The following is an 18,911-nucleotide window of genomic DNA, read 5'->3' on the forward strand; positions in this document are numbered from 1 at the left end:
CGCGCCGCAGCAGCTTGCCGGGCGCATGGTTTCGGCGCCTTTTTCCCCGGCATTTTCTTCCGGCTCACTCAATGCGAATGCGTCATTTTTCCTGAAACGCCCGCATGGTCTTTTTCATTCCCCGGAAATGGGCCAAATGATTACAAATCGAAATTGAAATGAAAGAGAAAAAATAATATCCGGTGCGATCGCGTTGTCGCGATTCGGCACGGCGGCATGCGGTGAGAAGAAAGGGAGAACAGGGAAAAGACAGGGAACACCGCGCGCCGGCCATGCCGGCACGCGGTCGCGATCGTTCAGTTCGCTTCGTCGAGCGTCGGACCGTCCCACCCGTCGAGGAATTTCGGCAGCATATCGACGACGTCGATCACGCGGTGCCGGTAGAACAAGTGCATCGTCGGCTGCAGGTCGCCGGGCAGTTGCCCGCCGTGCGCACGCGCGGCCAGGCTGTTCGGCACGACGCGCATGCCGAGCCGGTTGGTGCCGAACACGATCTCGCCACACGACGCGCAGTACGTGCGCGACATCGACTTCGCGGGATGCGGGAACGTCGCGCTTTCGCCTTCGACGTCAACCTGCTCGGGCGGCCACGCGGTCGCCGACAGCACCGGCGTGCCGTAGAAATCGCGACAGGTCGCGCAATGGCAGTTCGCGCGCGCCGCCGGCTCGCCGCGCAGCGTCACGGTGACGGTTCCGCACAGGCAACTCGCGGAATGCGTTCGGGTCATGTCGTCTCCTCCAGGAAAGGAGGCGACAGTATAGAAGCCTGCATGCAACGTTGCCGGCATCGACTGCGGGCAACGTTGCGGTCGCAACGATCGCTTTACGTCAGAACTTCTGGCGCAGGCCGAGGCTGACGATGGCCTGCGAGCGGGAATCGGACGAGTGGCCGTTCGCCTTGTCCGACACCGACGCGGTCGCGGCTACCGGCCGGCCGAGCGCGTCGAGCGTCATGCCCGATGCATGCTGGTACGCGCCGAGCAGGTACACGCTGGTGCGCTTCGACAGGTCATACACGGCGCCGAGCGTGACGTTGTGATACTGCGCGCGGTCGTCCACGCCGTCGACATCGCTGCCGCGCGTGTAGCTGTAGCCCGCGAACAGTTGCGTCTGCGGGCGCACGTTCCAGCGCGTGAACACGCCCGCGACGTTGAACGTCGCGTGGCCCGTGAACAGCGACTGGCCGCCGCTGCGGTACTGCACGTTGCTGTAGTTCACGCCGACGACGGCCGGCCCGAAGTCGTACGTCGCGCCGGTCGCGATGACCTGCTGCGATTGCGCGCTCGCGTAGCCTTCGTTGATCGACGAATTGAACAGCCCGTCGTCGGTGCTCTGCCACTTGCCGGCCGTCGGGTCGGTCGCGCCCGTCTTACTGTTGTCCGACCGCTCGTAACCGACGCCGACGCGCAGCGGGCCCGCCGCATATGCCGCGCCGACGCTCCACGTGTTGCGCTGCTTCATGCTGCCCGGCTGGCTGCCGAAGCCGTACAGCGCGCCGAACGTGAAGCCCGAGTAGCTGGCGCTCGTGTACTTGATCGAGCTGTCGACCCGCGCGGTCTGGTCGAGGTCGTCGATGTCGCCCGGGTGCGCGCCGAAGCCGCCGATGAACGACGACGGGCCGACCGGGCTCACGAAATCGTCGAGCGACGTGTACTGGCGGCCGAGCGTGACCGTGCCGTAGCGGTCGCTGCCGAGGCCGACGAACGCCTGGCGGCCGAACTGTCGGCCACCCTGCCCCGACGTGCCGTTCGTGATGTCGAAGCCGTTCTCGAGGACGAACAGCGCGCGCATCCCGCCGCCGAGATCCTCGGAACCCTTGATCCCCCAGCGGCTGCCGGACAGATTGCCGGTCGTGAGTCCGACACTCGAATGGCCGGTGTACGCGCCCGCGGAGCCGACTCGCTCGTTGCTGCGATAGGTCACCCCCGCATCGACGATGCCGTACAGCGTGACGGAGCTTTGCGCGGCGGCGATGCCCGCGAGCGAGAGCAGCAGCGGGGCTGCGATCAGTTGCTTGTTCATGATTGTCGTGTCTCCGGGCGTTGAACCCGTTGTTCTGGCTGTCAGTTGCGAGCAGCGCGCGGGCGGCGAGATGTGCCGGCGGTGCGAGGCCGGCCGCGTCCGCGCGCGACGACGCGGCGGGCGTGCCCACTGCGGCCGCCATGGTAGATGGAACCGGTTCCCGTCGAAAGCACAATAATGAAAACAGTTTCTTGCCAAAATCGAGATAGTCGCGCAGCCGGCCGTGTGCGCAGCGCGTCGCACCTGTACAGCCCGGGCGGGCGCAACCGATAATCGAACGCGCGCCATCCACCGGGAGTGCCTTCATGCATGAGACGACCTTGCTTATCTTCGCCGCTGTCGCGTTCGTCGGTATCGCGACACCCGGCCCGACCGTGCTACTCGCGCTGACCAACGGCTCGCGCTACGGTGTGCGCCGCGCGGCCTACGGCTTCGCGGGCGCGATGCTGTCCGACTTCGTGCTGATCGTCGCGGTCGCGCTCGGCCTCGGCGCGCTGCTGATGGCGTCGGCATTCTGGTTCTCGGTGGTGAAGTGGCTCGGCGCCGCGTATCTCGCGTACGTCGGCATCCGGCTGCTGATGTCGAAGGGCTCGCTCGACGTCGCCGCCGCGCACGGCGGCGACACATCCGGGCACAACGCGTCGATCTTCGCGAAGAGTTTCCTCACGGCGGTGACCAACCCGAAGGGCTATCTGTTCTTCTCCGCCTTCCTGCCGCAGTTCCTGGATCCGTCCGCGCCGCTCGCGCCGCAATACGTCGCGCTCGCGGTCACGTTCGCGCTGCTCGACGGGGTCGTGATGTTCGGCTACGCGCTGCTCGGCGCACGCGCGGTGCGGTTGCTGAAGCGCGCGGGAGCGCTGTGGCTAGAACGCACGTGCGGCGCGATGCTGCTCGCGCTCGCCGGGTCGCTGGCGCTGTATCGGCGTCATGCGGCATAGGCGCGGATGCGGATGCGAGTCGCTGCGCCGCCCCGCTCCGGCTTTCCCGGCCTGTCGCTCCGCCAGATCGAACGCGCCGACCTCGGCGCGTGGCACGCATACCTGACGAACCCCGACGTCTACCGCCATACGAGCTGGAACCTGCGCTCGCCCGACGATCTGCTGCCGCTGTTCGACGCCATCGAATCGACGGACCCCGATTCGATCCGGCGTCTCGCCGTGATCGACGACGCATCGGGCGCGCTCGCCGGGACGATCGGCCTGCATACCGTCTCGACCACGAACCGCTCGGCGGAAATCGCTTACGATCTCGCGCCGTCGCACTGGGGGCGCGGGATCGCGAGCGCGCTGTGTACGTCCGTCACCGAGTGGGCATTCGCCGAGGGCTTCATGCGCATGCAGGCCGTCGTGCTGACCAGCAACGCAGGCTCCGCGCGCGTGCTGCAGAAATGCGGCTACCGCTACGAAGGGCTGTTGCGCGCGTACAAGATGGTGCGCGGCACGCCGGGCGATTTCGCGATGTACGCGCGCCTCGCGACCGACTGACACACCAATCGCGGCGTCACGTCAAACCGATCACCGCGTCGCATGCGCGCGCCATTGGACGGCCTGCGCCGAATTGGCGACAATCGCCGTTCCCTTCCTCGCCGATCCGCCATGAAAATCGCCGCGCTGTCCGACATCCACGGCAACCTCGCCGCACTCGACGCAGTGCTCGACGACATCCGCCGCCGCGGCGCCGACGTCATCGTCAATCTCGGCGACATCCTGTCCGGCGCGCTCCATCCGCCCGAAACGGCCGACCGCCTGATCGCGCTCGACCTGCCGACCATCAAGGGCAATCACGAACGGCAACTGCTCACCGGCGATCGCGAGTCGATGCGGCTGTCGGATCGCTGGGCGCACGACACGCTGCGCGCCGATCATCTGGAATGGATCGCCGCGCTGCCCGAACGCATGACGCTCGGCGACGATGTGCTGATGGTGCACGGCACGCCCGACAGCGACCTCGTCTATTTCCTCGAAACGGTCACGCCCGACGGCTGCCGCGCGGCCACGCCCGATGAAATCGCGCAGCGCGCGGGCGACGAACCGGCATCGCTGATCCTGTGCGGCCACACGCATATCCCGCGGACGGCGAAGCTCGACGACGGCCGGCTGATCGTCAACCCGGGCAGCGTCGGGCTGCAGGCCTACACGGACGACCTGCCGCATCCGCACCGCATCGAGACAGGCTCGCCGCATGCGCGCTACGCGATGGTGTCGCGCACGGCCGCCGGCTGGAACGTCGAATTCCATGCGGTCGAATACGACTGGCACACGGCGGCCGCCACCGCGGCAACGCGCGGACGCGACGACTGGACCGTCGCGCTGCGCACCGGCCGGTGCTGATGCGCCCGGCTCACGTCGCGCGCCCTTCCGCTTCACTTCACTCACCGGGAAACCGCACCGCCATGCCCGTTCCGTCGCAACTGCTCTTCCTGCCCGGCGCATCGGGCAGCACCGCTTTCTGGCAACCGCTCGCCGGCCTTCTCACGCATCCGGCCGAGCGCCGCATCGTCGGCTACCCGGGCTTCGGCGACACGCCGCACGATCCGGCCGTCGACGATTTCGACAGCCTCGTGCGTCATGTGCTGGAAACGATCGACCGGCCGACCGCCGTGATCGCGCAGTCGATGGGCGGCGTGATCGCGATGCGCGCGGCGCTCGACAAGCCCGCACTGATCACGCACCTCGTGCTGACGGTCACGTCCGGCGGCCTCGACATGGCCGGGCTCGGCGCGCAGGACTGGCGCACCGGTTTCGCGGAAGCGAACCCGCAGCTTCCCAACTGGTTCCTGACGTTCCGTGCCGACCTGTCGCAGGAGATCGGGCGCATCGCACAGCCGACGCTGCTGCTGTGGGGCGACGACGATTCGATCAGCCCCGTCGCGGCCGGCCGGCGCCTGCTCGAACGGCTGCCCGACGCGCAGCTGCATGTCGTGCCGGGCGGCCGGCACGATCTCGCGGCCGTGCATGCAACGACGCTCGCGCCGCTCGTCGATGCGCATCTGCAGCGCGGGTGACGTCGCGCGCGTCGGCTTCAGCACCAACCTGAACCCGCGGCGCTCACACGCCGCACGCTGTCACCCCGCATTCCTCAACGTCAGCCGCGCCTCGAGCCCGCCACCGTCCGCCCGGTTGCTGAGCGTGAGCGTGCCGCCCATCGCCAGCGCGAGCTGCCGCGCGATCGCGAGGCCGAGCCCCGTGCCGCCCGTCTCGCGGTTGCGCGACGTCTCCACGCGCCGGAATGGCTCGAACACCGCGTCGAGCTGATCGTCCGGAATGCCGGGCCCGCGGTCGAGCACGGCGATCACCGCGCCGCCGTCCGGCGCGGCGTGCACGTCGATCTCGGCCGCGCCCGCGAACTTCAGCGCGTTGTCGACGAGGTTGCCGACGATGCGGCGCAGCGCCTTCGGCCGCGTGACGAGCGCGAGCGGCGCGCGGCTGTGCAGCGCGACGTCCTGCCCCGCATCCGTGTAGTCGCACACGATGCTGTCGAGCAGCGCATCGAGATCGATCCGGCGCGCGGCTTCCTCGTTGCCGTGCAGCGTCCGCGCGTACGCGACGCCCTCCTTTACCAGATGCTCCATCTCGAGCAGGTCCTGGCGCAGCTTCGCGCCCTGCGCGTCGTCCTCCATCAGGTCGGCGCGCAAGCGCATCCGCGTGATCGGCGTCTGCAGGTCATGCGAGATCGACGCGAGGATCTGCATGCGCTCGGCCATGTACTGCGCGATGCGATCCTGCATCGCGTTGAACGCCCGGGCGGCGCGCGCGACTTCCGACGGCCCGCCCTCGTTCAGCCGCTCGCCCTTCAGGTCGGGGCCGAGCGCATCGGCGGCCTGCGCGAGCTGCTTGAGCGGCCGCGTCGCGAGGCGCACCGCGAGCCAGCAGCACGCGGCCAGCACCGCGAGCTGCAGCACGAGCACGACCGGCAGCCAGCCCGACAGCGGCACCGTCGACATCGGATGGATGTCGATCGTCAGCGGCGACCCGTCGGTCAGGCGCAGATGCACCTGCAGATGTTCGCGGTCGCCGGGAATCGCGTTCGCGGTGAGCGGATAGTCGCCGCCGATGCCGTCGGAGATCGAGCGCTCGACGCGTGCCGACAGCCGCGCTTCCGGCGGCGTGCCGGTCTCGCCGGGCCCGAGGATGAACGTATAGCTGCGCCGTGCGAGACGCGGCAGCCACGCGGCGCGCTCGGCGGGCGGCAGGTGGTCGAGCAACGCGACCGAGCTCGCGACCTCGCGCTCGATGTAGCCCATCATCAGGTTGGTGGTCGCCTGGTCGCGCTCGGTCACGGTGAGCCAGAACGACAGCGTCTGCGCGAGCGCGAGGCCCACGCACAGGATCAGCGCGAGCCGCGCGAACAGCGAGCGCGGCCAGTGCCACGGGGTGCGCGCGCTCATGACGTACCGTCGACGGCAGTCACGGCCGACGAGAACACATAGCCCTCGTTGCGCAGCGTCTTGATGTAGCGCGGTTCGCGCGCGCCGTCGCGCAGGCGCTGGCGCAGCCGGCTCACGAGCAGGTCGATCGACCGGTCGAACGGATCGGACTGCCGACCCTGCGTGAGATTGAGCAACTGGTCGCGCGTCAGCACGCGTTGCGGGTTATCGAGAAATACGCGCAGCAGCCGGTATTCGGCGCCGCTCAGCGCGACCAGCGTGCCTTCCGCATCGAGCAGGTGGCGCCCGGTCGTGTCGAGCCGCCATTCTCCGAACGCGAGCATCTCAGCCGTTTCCGTCACTTGCATGCCGGGCGGCAGCATGCGCGCGCGGCGCAGCACCGAGCGGATCCGCGCGAGCAGTTCGCGCACCGCGAACGGCTTGGCCAGGTAATCGTCGGCGCCCATCTCGAGACCGATGATGCGGTCGGTTTCCTCGCCGCGCGCGGTCAGCATCAGCACGGGCACCGTGCGGAACTTGCCGGCGCGCAGGTCGCGGCACAGCGTGAGGCCATCCTCGCCCGGCATCATCAGGTCGAGCACGATCAGGTCGGGCGCGCCGTCGTCCAGCACGTTGCGCATCTCGCGGCCGTTCGCGGCCAGCGACACGCGCATGCCGTTCTTCTCCAGGTAATCCGCGATCAGTTCGCGGATCGCGCGGTCGTCGTCGACGATCAGCACGTGGTCGATCTTGTCCATGAGTCGTGGTCGGTGTCGAGGTAGTCGGGCAGGTGATGTCCGCTTTTATACCGCACGGCGGGCATCCGTTTGTATCCCAATGTATCGCGCCGCCGCGACGACACACAACATTGCACACGCGTGGCTCGCCGGACACATCGCAGATACGTCGGCGCCGCTTAATGGGGCCTGTCGAAACCCGTCCGGCCGCCGCCACCGCGCGGCGGCCTCCCGCTCAGGAGAACGCCATGCTGCCCCGACTCAAGATCGCCGCCCTCGTCTTCGCCCTTGCCGCCACGGCCGGGCTCGCCGCCTTCGCGGGCACCCGCGACGACGCCGGCATGCCGACTTCGCAGGCCGGCATGTCCGCGCCCGATTTCACCGGCATCGACCGCTGGCACAACAGCGCGCCGCTGACGCTCGGCCAGTTGCGCGGCAAGGTCGTGCTCGTCGACTTCTGGACGTACTCGTGCATCAACTGCATTCATACGATTCCGTACGTGAAGGAGTGGGACCGGAAGTATCGCGACCAGGGGCTCGTCGTGGTCGGCGTGCATACACCCGAGTATCCGTTCGAGCGCGACGCGGGCAACGTCGCCGATGCGATCAAGCGCTTCGGCATCCAGTATCCGGTCGCGCAGGACAACCGCTACGACACGTGGCGCGCGTACGGCAACCAGTACTGGCCCGCGCTGTACCTGATCGACGCGAGCGGAAAGGTCGTCTATACGCGCTATGGCGAGGGCGAGTACGACAAGACCGACGCCGCGATTCGCGGCGCGCTCGCGCAGGCCGGTGAAGGCGCGAAGGGCGCGACCCGCACGCAGTGACGGGCCGGCGCGCGGGCGCGGCGCTTGCCCGCGCTTGCCTGCCCGTCGCGAGCGCTCACCCGCGCTTCGCGTCGGCCGCCTCGATCATCGCTTCCCCGATCGCGAGGTTGCCGTTCGCGACCAGCGCGTCGCCGGCGCCGCGGATATCGGCCTCGTCCTTGTTCTGCCCGAGCTTGCGCTTGCCGACGAGCCGCGTGATCTCGATCTGCAGCCCGACGATCGCCTGCAGCATCGCGTCGAGATAATCCGCCGGCGCGTCGCCCATCTTCCACGGCACCGGCTGCGACGCCTCGTGCGTGCGCGTCAGCCGGGCGACCACGCCACGCACGAACTTCGCGTCGTCGCGCACCGTGATGCGGCCGTGCGCATGCACGACCACGTAGTTCCACGTCGGCACCTGCCGGTGCGCGACATGCTTGCTCGGATACCAGGTCGGCGAGATATACGCGTCGCCCGCACGGAAGATCACGAGCACCTCGTCGCCGTTCGCGACGTCCTGCCAGACCGGATTCGCGCGCGAGACGTGCGCGTGCAGTTCGCCGAGCCCGCCGTCGCCGGGCAGCAGCTCGAACGGGATGTGATTCGCGTCGAGCCCGCTCTTGCCGTGCGTGATCAGGCTGCCGAACGGATGCTGCACGATCAGCTCGCGCAGCGCGTCGGGGTTGGGCTCGTTGAAATCGGCGGGGACGTACATGGCGGCTCCACGGTCATGCGGGGTGGGAATGGATCGGGCGCTGGCCCGTTATGCGCCGATTGTGGCGCCAAACTGGTTTATGCTGTAGAGCCGGTTTGAAACAATTTCAGTAGACCAGAATCATGGCAAGAACGGCCCGGAACGTCGACATCCCGTCGCTCGGCGCGCTCGATCGTGCGGCCGGCGACCTGAGCCGCCAGCTCGCGCAGGCGCTGCGCGACGCCGTGCGGCGCGGCGACGTCCGCCCGGGTGACGCGCTGCCGTCCACACGGCTGCTCGCCGCGTCGCTGCAGGTGGCGCGCGGCACCGTCGTCGATGCTTATGCGCAGCTCATCGCCGAAGGCTTTCTCGAATCGCGCGGCGGCGCGGGCACGCGGGTCGCGAGCGCGCTCGCGCTCGCCGAGCCGCCGCCCGTCAACGCGCCCGTCAACGCGCCCGAGCCGCCTGCCCGGCGCCGACCGCCGGCGCATACCGGCCTCCCCGAGCCGGCCGCCACCTTCGCGCGAATCGCCGGCGAATTCCGTCCGCTGCCGGCCATGCCGTTCGCGATCTCGGTGCCGATCGGCCTCACCGCGCCCGACGACATCTGGCGCAGGCTCGGCAACCGCCTGCGCGCACGCGGCGCCGGCGCACCGTCCGGCTATGCCGATCCGCAAGGCGCGCTGCCGCTGCGCGAAGCGATCGCCGACTACGTGCGCCGCTCGCGCTCGGTGCGCTGCCATGCCGACCAGGTCGTGATCACGAGCGGCACGCAGCAGGGGCTGCATCTCGCGAGCCAGGTGCTGCTCGGCGCGGGCGATCAGGCGTGGGTCGAGAATCCGGCCTATCGCGGCATCACCGCGCTGCTCGACAGCACCGGGCGGCGCGACGCGATGGTGCGGGTGCCGGTCGACGCCGACGGAATCGACGTCGACGCCGGCATCCGTCTCGCGCCGCATGCGCGGGTCGCGTTCGTCACGCCGTCGCACCAGTATCCGCTCGGCATGCCGCTCAACATGGCGCGGCGCAATGCGCTGCTCGCCTGGGCGCGTGCGCAACGCGCATGGGTGGTCGAGGACGATTACGACAGCGAGCTGCGCTACGAAGGCCATCCGTTCCCGTCGCTGCAAGGGCTCGACCCCGACCTCGTGATCTATCTCGGCACGTTCAGCAAGATCCTGTTTCCATCGCTGCGGCTCGGCTACGTGATCGCGCCCGACGATCTCGTGCCCGCGTTCTGCGGCGCCCGCGTGCTGATGGATCGTCATGTGCCGACCGCCGACCAGCACGTGCTGGCCGCGTTCATCGCGGAAGGCCACCTCGACCGCCACATCCGCCGCGTGCGCGGCGTGTATGCGGAACAGCGCGCGCTGCTGATCGACACGCTCGGTGCGCGGCTGCCGCGCGAACGCGCGTGGGTGCAGCCGGGCGATCAGGGCATGCACGTCGTGTTGTGGCTCGCGGAAGGGATCGACGATCTCGACGTGGTCGAGCGCGCCGCGCAAGCCGGCGTCGCGGTGCGCGCGGTGTCGCCGATGTTCGCGCCGGGCACGGCCCGCCCGGGGCTCGTGCTCGGCTTCGGCGGGTTCGGCCGCGCGCAGATGGAAGCGGCCGCGCAGCGGCTCGCGGAGGTGGTCGCCATGGCCGCCGACGGGGCCGTGCCACGCTGACCAGACGGCTTCGGGCGCGGGCGGCGCCGGCCGCGATTCGTCGGGAGAATCGCGCCACGCCGCGCCGTAAAAGGTTGTCGGCGGGCAACAAACGTAATCGTCTGTAAATCCTGCAAGCAAACGGCCGTTTTGGCGGGCGTCGCACGCGTGCCGTTTGCTAGGATCGCGCCTCTTCCATCCGCGCTCCTGTCGCCTTGAATCGCTTCGTGCCGCTTATCCGTCACGCGTGGCGCCGTTGCCGCGCCCGCGTCGTACCGTTCGCCGCCGCCTGCGGCGCGCGCCTCCGCGCGCTGGGCGCCGGCGCGCTGCATCGCCTGCGCCATCCGACGCGTCGCGGCGTCGCGCTGACGCTCGCCGCGATCCCGGTGCTGGGCCTGCTGGTGCTGCTCGCGTTCGTCCCGTTCACGCCGAGCATCGGCGACATCCGCAAGGCGCGCATCGACCGTCCCGCGCGCGTGCTGTCCGCCGACGGCCAGCTGATCGCCGAGTTCCGGCCCGTCAACCGCGAATGGGTGCCGCTCAAGCAGATCTCGCCGCACATGGTCGACGCGCTGATCGCGACCGAGGACCACCGTTTCTACGCGCATCACGGCATCGACGTGCGCCGCACGCTCGCGGCCGGGCTGCACACGTTCTCGGGCGACCGCCAGGGCGGCTCGACGATCACGCAGCAGCTTGCACGCAACCTGTATCCGGATGAAGTCGGCCGCGCGCCGACGCTCACCCGCAAGGTGAAGGAGCTGATCACGGCGTTCAAGATCGAGTCGGTGTACAGCAAGGACGAGATTCTCGAGACCTACCTGAACACCGTGCCGTTCCTGTACAACGCGTACGGCGTCGAAATGGCCGCGCGCACCTACTTCGGCAAGTCGGCCGACCAGCTCGACATCGTCGAAAGCGCGACGCTCGTCGGGATGCTGAAGGGCAACAGCTACTACAACCCGGTGCTGAACCCGGAGCGCGCGGTACAGCGACGCAACATCGTGCTCGACCGGATGGCGCAGATGCACATGCTGACGCCGCAGCAGCTCGCGAAACTGCAGCGCCAGCCGCTGCGCGTCGACTTCGAGCCGCAGTCGGGGCAGCCCGTCCTCGCCCCGCACTTCGCGGTGCAGTTGCGCAAATGGCTGATCGCGTGGGCCGATCGCAACAACTACGATCTGTACTCCGATGGACTCGTCGTGCGCACGACGCTCGACGCGCGGCTGCAGGACATGGCGACGCAGGCGCTGACGCGGCAGACCGAACGGCTGCAGGCGATCGCCGATAGCGCGTGGCGCGGCCCGTCCGGCTGCGGGCTGCGCAACGACCTGTTCCGCGGCTTCATCCGCCAGACGCCCGACTATCGGCAGGCGCGCGACACGGGGCTGACCGATGTCGTGGCGCTGAAGCGGCTCGGCGCCAATCGCGATTTCATGCGCGCGCTGTGCGAGCGCAAGACGCAGGTGCAGGCCGGCTTCGTCGCGATCGATCCGCGCAACGGCGCGATCCGTGCGTGGGTCGGCAGCCCGGATTTCGGCAGCGAGCCGTTCGATCACGTGTCGCAGGCACGGCGCCAGCCCGGCTCGACGTTCAAGCCGTTCGTCTATGGCGCCGCGTTCGCGGACGGCATGCGGCCGGGCGATACGTTCGTCGACCGCCCCGTGGCGATCCCGATCGACGGACGCGCGGTCTGGCGCCCGACCGATGCCGAGCCGCCGACCGACGAGCCGATGACGCTGCGCGATGCGCTCGCGCTGTCGCGCAACCGCATCACCGCGCAGGTGATGCAGCACGAAGGCGCCACGAAGGTCGCGCAGCTCGCCCGCGCGATGGGCGTGCGCGAGAGCCCGCTCGACGCGGTGCCGTCGCTCGCGCTCGGCACGAGCCCCGTCACGCTGAAGGAGATGGTGTCCGCGTACGGCACGATTGCGAACCGCGGCGTATACGTCGCGCCGCAGATGATCACGCGCATCGAGGATCGCGACGGCAAGGTGCTCGCCGTCTTCGGCAGCGCGCCGCCCGAACGTGCGTTGCCGGAGCCCGCCGCGCAGACGCTGGTCGACGTAATGCGCGATGTCGTCGATCGCGGCACCGGCGCCGACATTCGTTCACGGTATGGCATTCGCGTGGACGTCGCCGGCAAGACGGGCACGACGCAGGACAACGCGGACGGCTGGTTCATCCTGATGCATCCGCAGCTCGTGGCCGGCGCGTGGGTCGGCTTCGACGATGGCAGCGTGACGCTGCGCAGCGACTACTGGGGCGCGGGCGCGCACAGCGCGCTGCCGATCGTCGGCAGTTTCTACGATGCGGCGCTGCGCGCGAAGGCGATCGATCCGCACGCGCAGTTCTCGCCGGATTTCCGGCCGCGCAGCGCGCCGGCGCCGCGCCGGCGCACGCCGCATCCGGGCCTGTTCGACTGGTTGAAGTTCTTCCGCTGATTGGGTTGCCGGTGCGCCACGCCGGCCTCCACGACACCGGCTCGGCCTATCGAAGCGTCGTCGTCGCTTGCCCGTCCGCGTAGAGCCATACGGGCACGCCGTCGTCGCGCAATGCGGCGACCGGCTCGCCCAGGCTCCAGCGCTGCGCGACCGCGACACGGCGGACGAACCACGGCATCAGCATCGCGTGTCCGTCGGCGGCGTCGCGATCGTCGTCGAACAGCGCATCGTCACCGATGCGCGTGTAACGCGCCGGATGCAGCACGGTGCCGTCCGCGCGAAGCACCGTCGCCCGCACGTCGTCGCCGCCCGCCTCCACACACGCCAGCCAGCCGTGATCGGCGCCCCAGAACAGGCCGGCCACGTCGTCGTAGTGCCCCTGCACGAGCGTCGCGCCCGTCTCGAGATCGCAGATCGCGAGTTGCACCGGCTCGCCCGGCAGGACACCGATCGCGTATCGCGTGAACAGCTCGCCCGGCACGGTTTCGTCATCGGGCAACCACGGCAGCGCCCCCATGTTGACGAAGTCGAACGGCGTCAGCACGCGGCCCTGTCCGTCGACGATCGCGCAACGCCCGTCGTCGCGCCGCACGATATGGCGGATCGCGCCGAGCTCGGTCAGCATGTCCGTCCGTTCGTCGTCGGTCAGCCTGGCGACTTCCGCATAATGCGGCTCGACGACGACGCGGCCTTTCGCATCGACGAGGCCGACGTGACCGTTGCGCCGCGCGACGAAGGCGCCGCATTCGGACGACCATTCGAGCGCGTCCCACTCGGGCTGCGCGCACCATTGCCCGTCGCGCCCGATCAGCCCCCACCGTTCGCCTTCGGATACCGCCGCGACGGTGCCGTTCTCGAATTCATGCGCATCGTCGAAACGCGGTGGAATCGCCCACGCACCGCGCGTGTCGACGAAGCCCCAGCGGCCGTCCATGCTCGCGGATGCGACCCCGCCCGTGAAATCGCCGAAGTCGTCGAGCGACGGTTCGAGCACCCACGTGCCGTCCGTGCGCACGAGTCCGAACCGCTCACCGACGCGCACGCAGGCGACGTCGCCGCTGAAATCCCACACGGCGTCGAACGACGGTTCGCGCACGATCCGCATCTCGTCGCCATCGCGGTCGACATCGCCGTCGGCGAACAGCAGACCGACCTTCCCGTCGCGCGCGGCCCACAGCAGCCGGTCGTCACGCGCGCCGCTCGCCCACAGGTTCGTCCACTCGGGCGGCACGATCACGTGCCACGCATCGTCGGTTTCACGTCGCACACCCCACAGCCCGTTGCGTGCACGAAAGCTGAACATGCCGTAGCCGAGCCGGTCGCCGTGCACTTCGCCGGCGTCGAACAGCTCGGCAAACGTCACGCCGCGCGGCGGCTGCTGACGAACGAAATAGTGATGCAACAGGCCGCCGAACCCGAAGCCCCACGCCCAGTCGCGCCAGTCGGGCGGCGACTCGATCTCGAGCGCATCGCGCACGCCGCGCACGTCGCGGAAATCCATGCAGTTCGCGACCTGCCACCACAGCCGCGTGCAGGTATCGCGTTCCTGGTCGATGTAGTCGTTCGGATCGCCGCCGTCGAGCCACGACAACTCGTCGAGATTCGCGGAAAACCGGGGTGCGCCGTGCGCGTCGCCGAGCGCATCGATCGATTCGCCGAGATGCCGCACGACCGCATCGAACTGGCGCGCGAGCGCCGGATCGTCGCCGGGCAGCGGATACGCGACGACGAACGACGCGAGCCGGCTGAGTCGCGCAAGCGCGGTGCGCGCATCGCTGGCGAGATTCGGCGTGCCGGCATCGCCGAATATGCGCTGATCGGTGATCGCGTCGCCCGCGCCGCCGTCGGCGAGCAGCACGCGCCACAGCAGCGGAAAGTGATTGTTGGATTCCGCGAGCGCGATCGTTCGCGCGTCGTCGCCGTCACCGGCCTGGAGATACAGCCATGATCGATTGCCCATTGGAAGGGTCGCCCTCGTTCTTGTTGTCGTCGGATTGCGTCGATTCGCCCGCCATCAGCGTGAGGTGGATGCCTTCAGCAGCCGCAGGATCTCCGGCGTGTCGGCCGCATCCGCCAGCACTTTCGCGGACGGCTTCACGCCGGCGTCGAGCAGGCGCTGCACACCGTCGACGCGGCGCGCAGTCACCTCGCCGTCGAGCAGCGCATCGTCATGCAGCACGTCCGGGTTCGCCTCCTTCGCGAGCAGCACGAAGACCGAAGCCGCCACGGGCGGATTCAATGCGTCCGGCAATGCGACGTCGGCGAGCCGGTACGGGTTGTTGTCATGGAGCTGCCAGCGCAGCACGCCGCGCGCCTGCAACTTGCCGAGCGCGGCGAGTGCATCCGGTTCCGGCAGTTTCACGATTTCGGTGACGAGGTCGCTCGCCTGCTCTTCGCGGCCATCGCGCAGCGTGTCGGGCGGCGGCAGGTTCGGCACCAGCGCGTCGAGCACGAGTGCCTGCCGGCGCGCGCGATCGGGCGACGCCTGCGCGCCTGCGTCGGGCCGGTTCTGCCGCAGCAACTGGCCGGCCACGCGCCAGCGATCGTCGCGGCCGAGTTCATCACGCGGCACCTGATGCGCGCGCAACAGCATGCCGAGCCGGCGCCACATCGCATCGATTTCCTTGTCGTCGTTCGACATCAGGCCGACGCCAACGATCTCGTCGAGCGTCTGGCCGCACACGAACGCGCGCTGCCGCACCGGATCGAGTTCGGCGAAATACATGTGCGCGGGTTCCGGCAGCGCATCGAAGTCGGCCTGGCTCATGTCGGGCGGACGGTGGCCCGGGCACGGGCCCGCGCCGGCAATCTCCCGCCCCGCCACCGCCTTCACGGGCTCCGGCGGCGAATCGCCGCTGCGCGCGACCGGATACAGTTCCATGCCGTTGACCTGAAAGCCCTGCATCGCCAGCATCACGACGCCAGTCGTCGAATGCTTCGTCTCGAAGTTCGTGCCGGCAATCGACGTGACCTGATACGGCGCGCCGATCGGCAGCTTGATCAGTTCGCCGCCCGGCACGTCGAGCACGCAGGTGCCCGGCGGCGCCTTGTCGGGACCGTCGGTTTCCAGCTCGGCCTCGTGCGTCGGCGCCGTTTCGACACTCCACTGGCCGGCGTCGCGCACCCGCAGCACGATCTCGCCGCCCACTTTCTCGACGCGCAGCGTCGCGGGTTTGCCGGTCGCCGGCGCATAATCGCCAAGCAACGCATCACATGCAGTGCCGGCCCGCGCGGATAGCGACGTGAGCAACAGCAGACAGAACAAGGGGGTACGCACGGCTGAAGCCTCTCTCTTCGAATTGTTTTGGGAATATCCGGCGCGACAGCGCACGGCGGCTGCGACACGACCAATCGCTACCGGACGCCAATATAGCGAACGCGGGCGACGCGTGCCAGCCGGCGCGTGCCCATCACGGCGATGTGCAGGGAAATGAAAAGATGTGAAGTGGCGTGTGCCGGCTCAGGCAACCCGGACGAAGCGGACTTGCCGCGCGCCGCGCACCATCGTCGTCATCGCTCAACGAGGGGGAGCCGGCATGACCCACGGCGCAGTCGCGATCGCGATCCTGCTGTACCGCTACGCGGAATTGCTCGACGCCGGCGGCCTGCCGGGCGTCGCGAAGCTGTTCCGGCACAACGAGTCGCCGGCCGGTTGAAGCACCGGCCGGCCTATGACGCAGCCGCGCTCAGGCCGCCGCGAGCGTACCTGCCAACGCATCGAACTCCGACGCCCACGCCGCACGCCACGCCGCCTTCGTCGTGTCGTCCACCCACGCGCCGTCGATCCCGTTCAGCATGAACTGCTTCAGCTCGGCCACGGTGAAGCCGAAATGGCTGAACATCAGCTCCCACGCCTCCGACGGATTGACCTTGTGCAGCGTCGGATCGTCGGTGTTCGGATGAATCTTCAGCCCGAGGCCCGGCATCTTGCGCATCGGATGCTGTTCCGCCCATTGCTCCGGCGGCAGCGTGCGCAGGTAGTACGAATTCGTCGGCACGACGGTGAAGACGATCCCGCGCTCCGCATAGCGCGCGCACAGCTCCGGGTTGTCGACGATCGTGTAACCGTGATCGACGCGATCGACCTGCAACAGATCGACGGCCGTCTCGACGTTGCGCCACGGCATCCCGAACTCGCCCGCATGCGCGGTCGTGCGAAAGCCCGCCGCGCGTGCATTGCGGTAGGCCTTCCAGAACAACTCCGGCGGCCGGTCGTTCTCGCGATAGTCGATCCCGAGCCCCGCGACTTCGTCCGCGCGGTTTGCCTTCATCCATTCGACGAGCGCCACCGCTTCGTCCGGATCCTGCTCGCGGTCGATGCTCGGAATCAGGCGCGCGCCGATCCCGAAGTCGCGTGCGGCGTCGCGAATCCCCGTCACGATCGCGGCCTGCGCATCCGCATACGCGATACCCGACACGCGCACCGTACCGGTCGGATTCCAGAAGAATTCCGCATGCCGGACGTGGTGCGCGGCCGCATCCTCCAGATACTCGTACGCGATCCGCCGCAGGTCGTCGGGCTGCGTGAGCAGATACCGGTCGAGCGCGCGCAGCACGTGCAGCACGCCGACCGGCTTCTCGCCGCGCGCATAGAACGCGTCGATCTCCGCGCGCTCGATCGGCGCGCCGCTGCGCGCCGCGAGCGCGACGAACGTGTCGTGCCGCACCGCGCCGAGCAGGTGGCAATGCAGCTCGACCTTCGGCAGCGCGTGGAAGAAGGCCCGATGGGCCGGCGTGATCTCGATGCCCGTGCGCGCGGCCGGGACGTTACCTGGTGTTCCCTTCATTGCAGTCTCTTTTTGGGGTAGTGCCGATGCGTCGTGAATGCCGTCTCTCAGTGCGGCTTCACGACGGTCCAGAAGTAGTAGCCGAGCGGAAGCGCGAGCACGACGAGCCCCCACGACACGTCGCGCCAGCGGCCGGCCAGCAGCTTGACGAGCACGTAGCACAGCAGCCCGCCCGCGATGCCGGTGCCGAAGCTGTTCGACATCAGCGTGAGCAGCACCATCGACATCACGGGCAACGCATCGGTGAAGTCGTCGAAATGCGTATGGCGGATCGTCGCGAACATCGACAGCCCGATCAGGATCAGCGCCGGCGCGGTCGCCTCTTTCGGGATCGCGAGCGCGACCGGCACGAACAGCAGCATCGCGGCGAACAGCACGGCCGCCGCAAGCGACGACAGCCCGCTGCGGCCGCCGGCCTCGACGCCCGCCGCCGATTCGATCAGCGCGGTCAGCGCGGGAATGCCGAACACGGGCCCGAGCGTCGCCGCAAGCGAATCGACGAGAAACGGCCGGTTGATGTTCGGCAGGTTGCCCTGTTCGTCGAGCAGGTTCGCCTTCGCGCCGACCGCGAGCGCGGTGCCGAGCGTCGAGAAGAATTCCGCCGCGAAGAACGCGAACAGGTACGGTGCGGCCGCGAGGCTCAACGCGCTGCCGATGTCGAGCTTGAACGCGATCGGCGCGATGCTGTGCGGCAGCGACACGAACGACGCGGGCAGATGCGTGACGCCGAGCGGCACGCCGGCCGCGGCTGCCACGAGGATCGCGATCAGGATCGCGCCGGGCACCTTGCGCGCCTGCAGCACGATCGCGACCGCGAGGCCGATCAGCGCAACGAGCGCGCCCGGCCGCGAGAAATCGCCAAGCGCGAACGCGTTGGTCTTCGCGTTCGCGACGACCATCCCCGCGTTGCGCAGCCCGAGCATCGTCACGAACAGCCCGATCGATGCGCCGAGCCCGAGCTTGATCTGCACCGGAATCAGCCGCACCACGACGCCGCGCGCGCCGAGGATCGTCAGCAGGAAGAACAGCACGCCCGACACGCAGGCGATGCCGAGGCCCGTCTGCCAGCCGACGTGCTCGGTCGTCGCGAGCGTCACGCCGATGATCACCGAGCCGCCGATGCCGGGGCCGACGAGGAACGGCAGGTTCGCGTAGAGCCCCATCAGCGTGGTGAACAGTACGAACACGATGATCGTCGCGGTCGTCGCCGCGCCGCGCTCCATGCCGCCCGTCGCGAGCAGCGACGGGATCACGACGAGCAGGTACGCGGCCGCGAGAAACGACGTGACGCCCGCGATCGTCTCCGTGCGCACGCTCGTACCGCGCGCGGCGAGCGCGAAGCGGCGTTCGAGCCAGTGGGCCGGCGCGCGCGCCGGCATCGTGTCAGTCGCTGACATGGTGGT

At 69.1% G+C, this 18,911-nt stretch carries 16 protein-coding genes; 7 read left to right on the plus strand and 9 right to left on the minus strand.

The genetic code is table 11. The annotated features are described in order from the left end of the window. Window positions 1–296: 296 nt before the first annotated feature. A complete protein-coding gene (locus CFB41_RS29325; protein ID WP_089458869.1) occupies window positions 297–728 on the minus strand; it encodes a GFA family protein in 432 nt (143 codons plus the stop codon). A 100-nt stretch (window positions 729–828) separates the two neighbouring features. After that, window positions 829–2,022: a porin gene (locus tag CFB41_RS29330; RefSeq protein ID WP_089458870.1), complete on the minus strand. Its 1,194-nt coding sequence runs from the start codon at window positions 2,020–2,022 to the stop codon at window positions 829–831. 305 nt (window positions 2,023–2,327) lie between these two features. Here CFB41_RS29330 and CFB41_RS29340 point away from each other — a divergent pair, with 305 nt between their 5' ends. From CFB41_RS29340 to CFB41_RS29355, 4 genes are all read left to right on the plus strand, one after another. Next, window positions 2,328–2,960, plus strand: coding sequence for a LysE family translocator (locus tag CFB41_RS29340; protein WP_089458871.1), 633 nt, complete (start codon window positions 2,328–2,330; stop codon window positions 2,958–2,960). A gap of 12 nt (window positions 2,961–2,972) precedes the next feature. Then, window positions 2,973–3,506 carry a GNAT family N-acetyltransferase gene (locus CFB41_RS29345; RefSeq protein ID WP_089459035.1) on the plus strand — a complete coding sequence of 178 codons (534 nt, stop codon included), beginning with the start codon at window positions 2,973–2,975 and terminating at the stop codon, window positions 3,504–3,506. 111 nt (window positions 3,507–3,617) lie between these two features. Further along, window positions 3,618–4,352, plus strand: a complete 735-nt coding sequence (locus CFB41_RS29350; protein WP_089458872.1) for a metallophosphoesterase — start codon at window positions 3,618–3,620, stop codon at window positions 4,350–4,352. A gap of 62 nt (window positions 4,353–4,414) precedes the next feature. Next, window positions 4,415–5,026: an alpha/beta fold hydrolase gene (locus CFB41_RS29355; RefSeq protein WP_089458873.1), complete on the plus strand. Its 612-nt coding sequence runs from the start codon at window positions 4,415–4,417 to the stop codon at window positions 5,024–5,026. A gap of 60 nt (window positions 5,027–5,086) precedes the next feature. On the opposite strand, the gene CFB41_RS29360 is transcribed toward CFB41_RS29355, so the two are convergent. Both CFB41_RS29360 and CFB41_RS29365 read right to left on the minus strand, forming a co-directional pair. Then, window positions 5,087–6,409, minus strand: a complete 1,323-nt coding sequence (locus CFB41_RS29360) for an ATP-binding protein (protein ID WP_089458874.1) — start codon at window positions 6,407–6,409, stop codon at window positions 5,087–5,089. Then, entirely contained in the window at window positions 6,406–7,146 is a 741-nt protein-coding gene (locus tag CFB41_RS29365; RefSeq protein ID WP_089458875.1) for a response regulator, read from the minus strand. Before CFB41_RS29365 ends, CFB41_RS29360 begins: the two co-directional genes overlap by 4 nt. Window positions 7,147–7,373: 227 nt before the next feature. On the opposite strand from CFB41_RS29365, the gene CFB41_RS29375 reads away from it, so the two are divergent. Further along, window positions 7,374–7,955 carry a thioredoxin family protein gene (locus CFB41_RS29375; protein ID WP_089458876.1) on the plus strand — a complete coding sequence of 194 codons (582 nt, stop codon included), beginning with the start codon at window positions 7,374–7,376 and terminating at the stop codon, window positions 7,953–7,955. A gap of 55 nt (window positions 7,956–8,010) precedes the next feature. Here the strand turns inward: CFB41_RS29375 and CFB41_RS29380 are convergent, their stop codons facing one another. Next, the gene (locus CFB41_RS29380; RefSeq protein WP_089458877.1) at window positions 8,011–8,649 is read right to left on the minus strand and encodes an FMN-binding negative transcriptional regulator; all 639 of its coding nucleotides are present in this window, start codon (window positions 8,647–8,649) and stop codon (window positions 8,011–8,013) included. Between the two features lie 122 nt (window positions 8,650–8,771). Here CFB41_RS29380 and CFB41_RS29385 point away from each other — a divergent pair, with 122 nt between their 5' ends. Continuing rightward, window positions 8,772–10,298 (plus strand): PLP-dependent aminotransferase family protein, encoded by a 1,527-nt coding sequence (locus tag CFB41_RS29385; protein WP_089458878.1) that lies wholly within the window; start codon window positions 8,772–8,774, stop codon window positions 10,296–10,298. A 194-nt stretch (window positions 10,299–10,492) separates the two neighbouring features. Further along, window positions 10,493–12,721: a penicillin-binding protein 1A gene (locus CFB41_RS29390; RefSeq protein ID WP_089458879.1), complete on the plus strand. Its 2,229-nt coding sequence runs from the start codon at window positions 10,493–10,495 to the stop codon at window positions 12,719–12,721. 46 nt (window positions 12,722–12,767) lie between these two features. Here CFB41_RS29390 and CFB41_RS29395 read toward each other — a convergent pair whose 3' ends face one another. From CFB41_RS29395 to CFB41_RS29410, 4 genes are all read right to left on the minus strand, one after another. Beyond that, entirely contained in the window at window positions 12,768–14,681 is a 1,914-nt protein-coding gene (locus CFB41_RS29395; protein WP_089458880.1) for a WG repeat-containing protein, read from the minus strand. Between the two features lie 54 nt (window positions 14,682–14,735). Beyond that, a complete protein-coding gene (locus tag CFB41_RS38800) occupies window positions 14,736–15,998 on the minus strand; it encodes a hypothetical protein (protein ID WP_256941260.1) in 1,263 nt (420 codons plus the stop codon). A gap of 409 nt (window positions 15,999–16,407) precedes the next feature. Then, complete coding sequence (gene add, locus CFB41_RS29405; RefSeq protein ID WP_089458881.1) at window positions 16,408–17,508, minus strand: adenosine deaminase; 1,101 nt, start codon at window positions 17,506–17,508, stop codon at window positions 16,408–16,410. A gap of 47 nt (window positions 17,509–17,555) precedes the next feature. After that, window positions 17,556–18,905, minus strand: coding sequence for an NCS2 family permease (locus tag CFB41_RS29410; RefSeq protein WP_089458882.1), 1,350 nt, complete (start codon window positions 18,903–18,905; stop codon window positions 17,556–17,558). Between the last annotated feature and the right edge of the window lie 6 nt (window positions 18,906–18,911).

The organism is Burkholderia sp. AU33803 (assembly GCF_002223095.1).
In the GTDB taxonomy this organism is placed as follows: domain Bacteria; phylum Pseudomonadota; class Gammaproteobacteria; order Burkholderiales; family Burkholderiaceae; genus Burkholderia.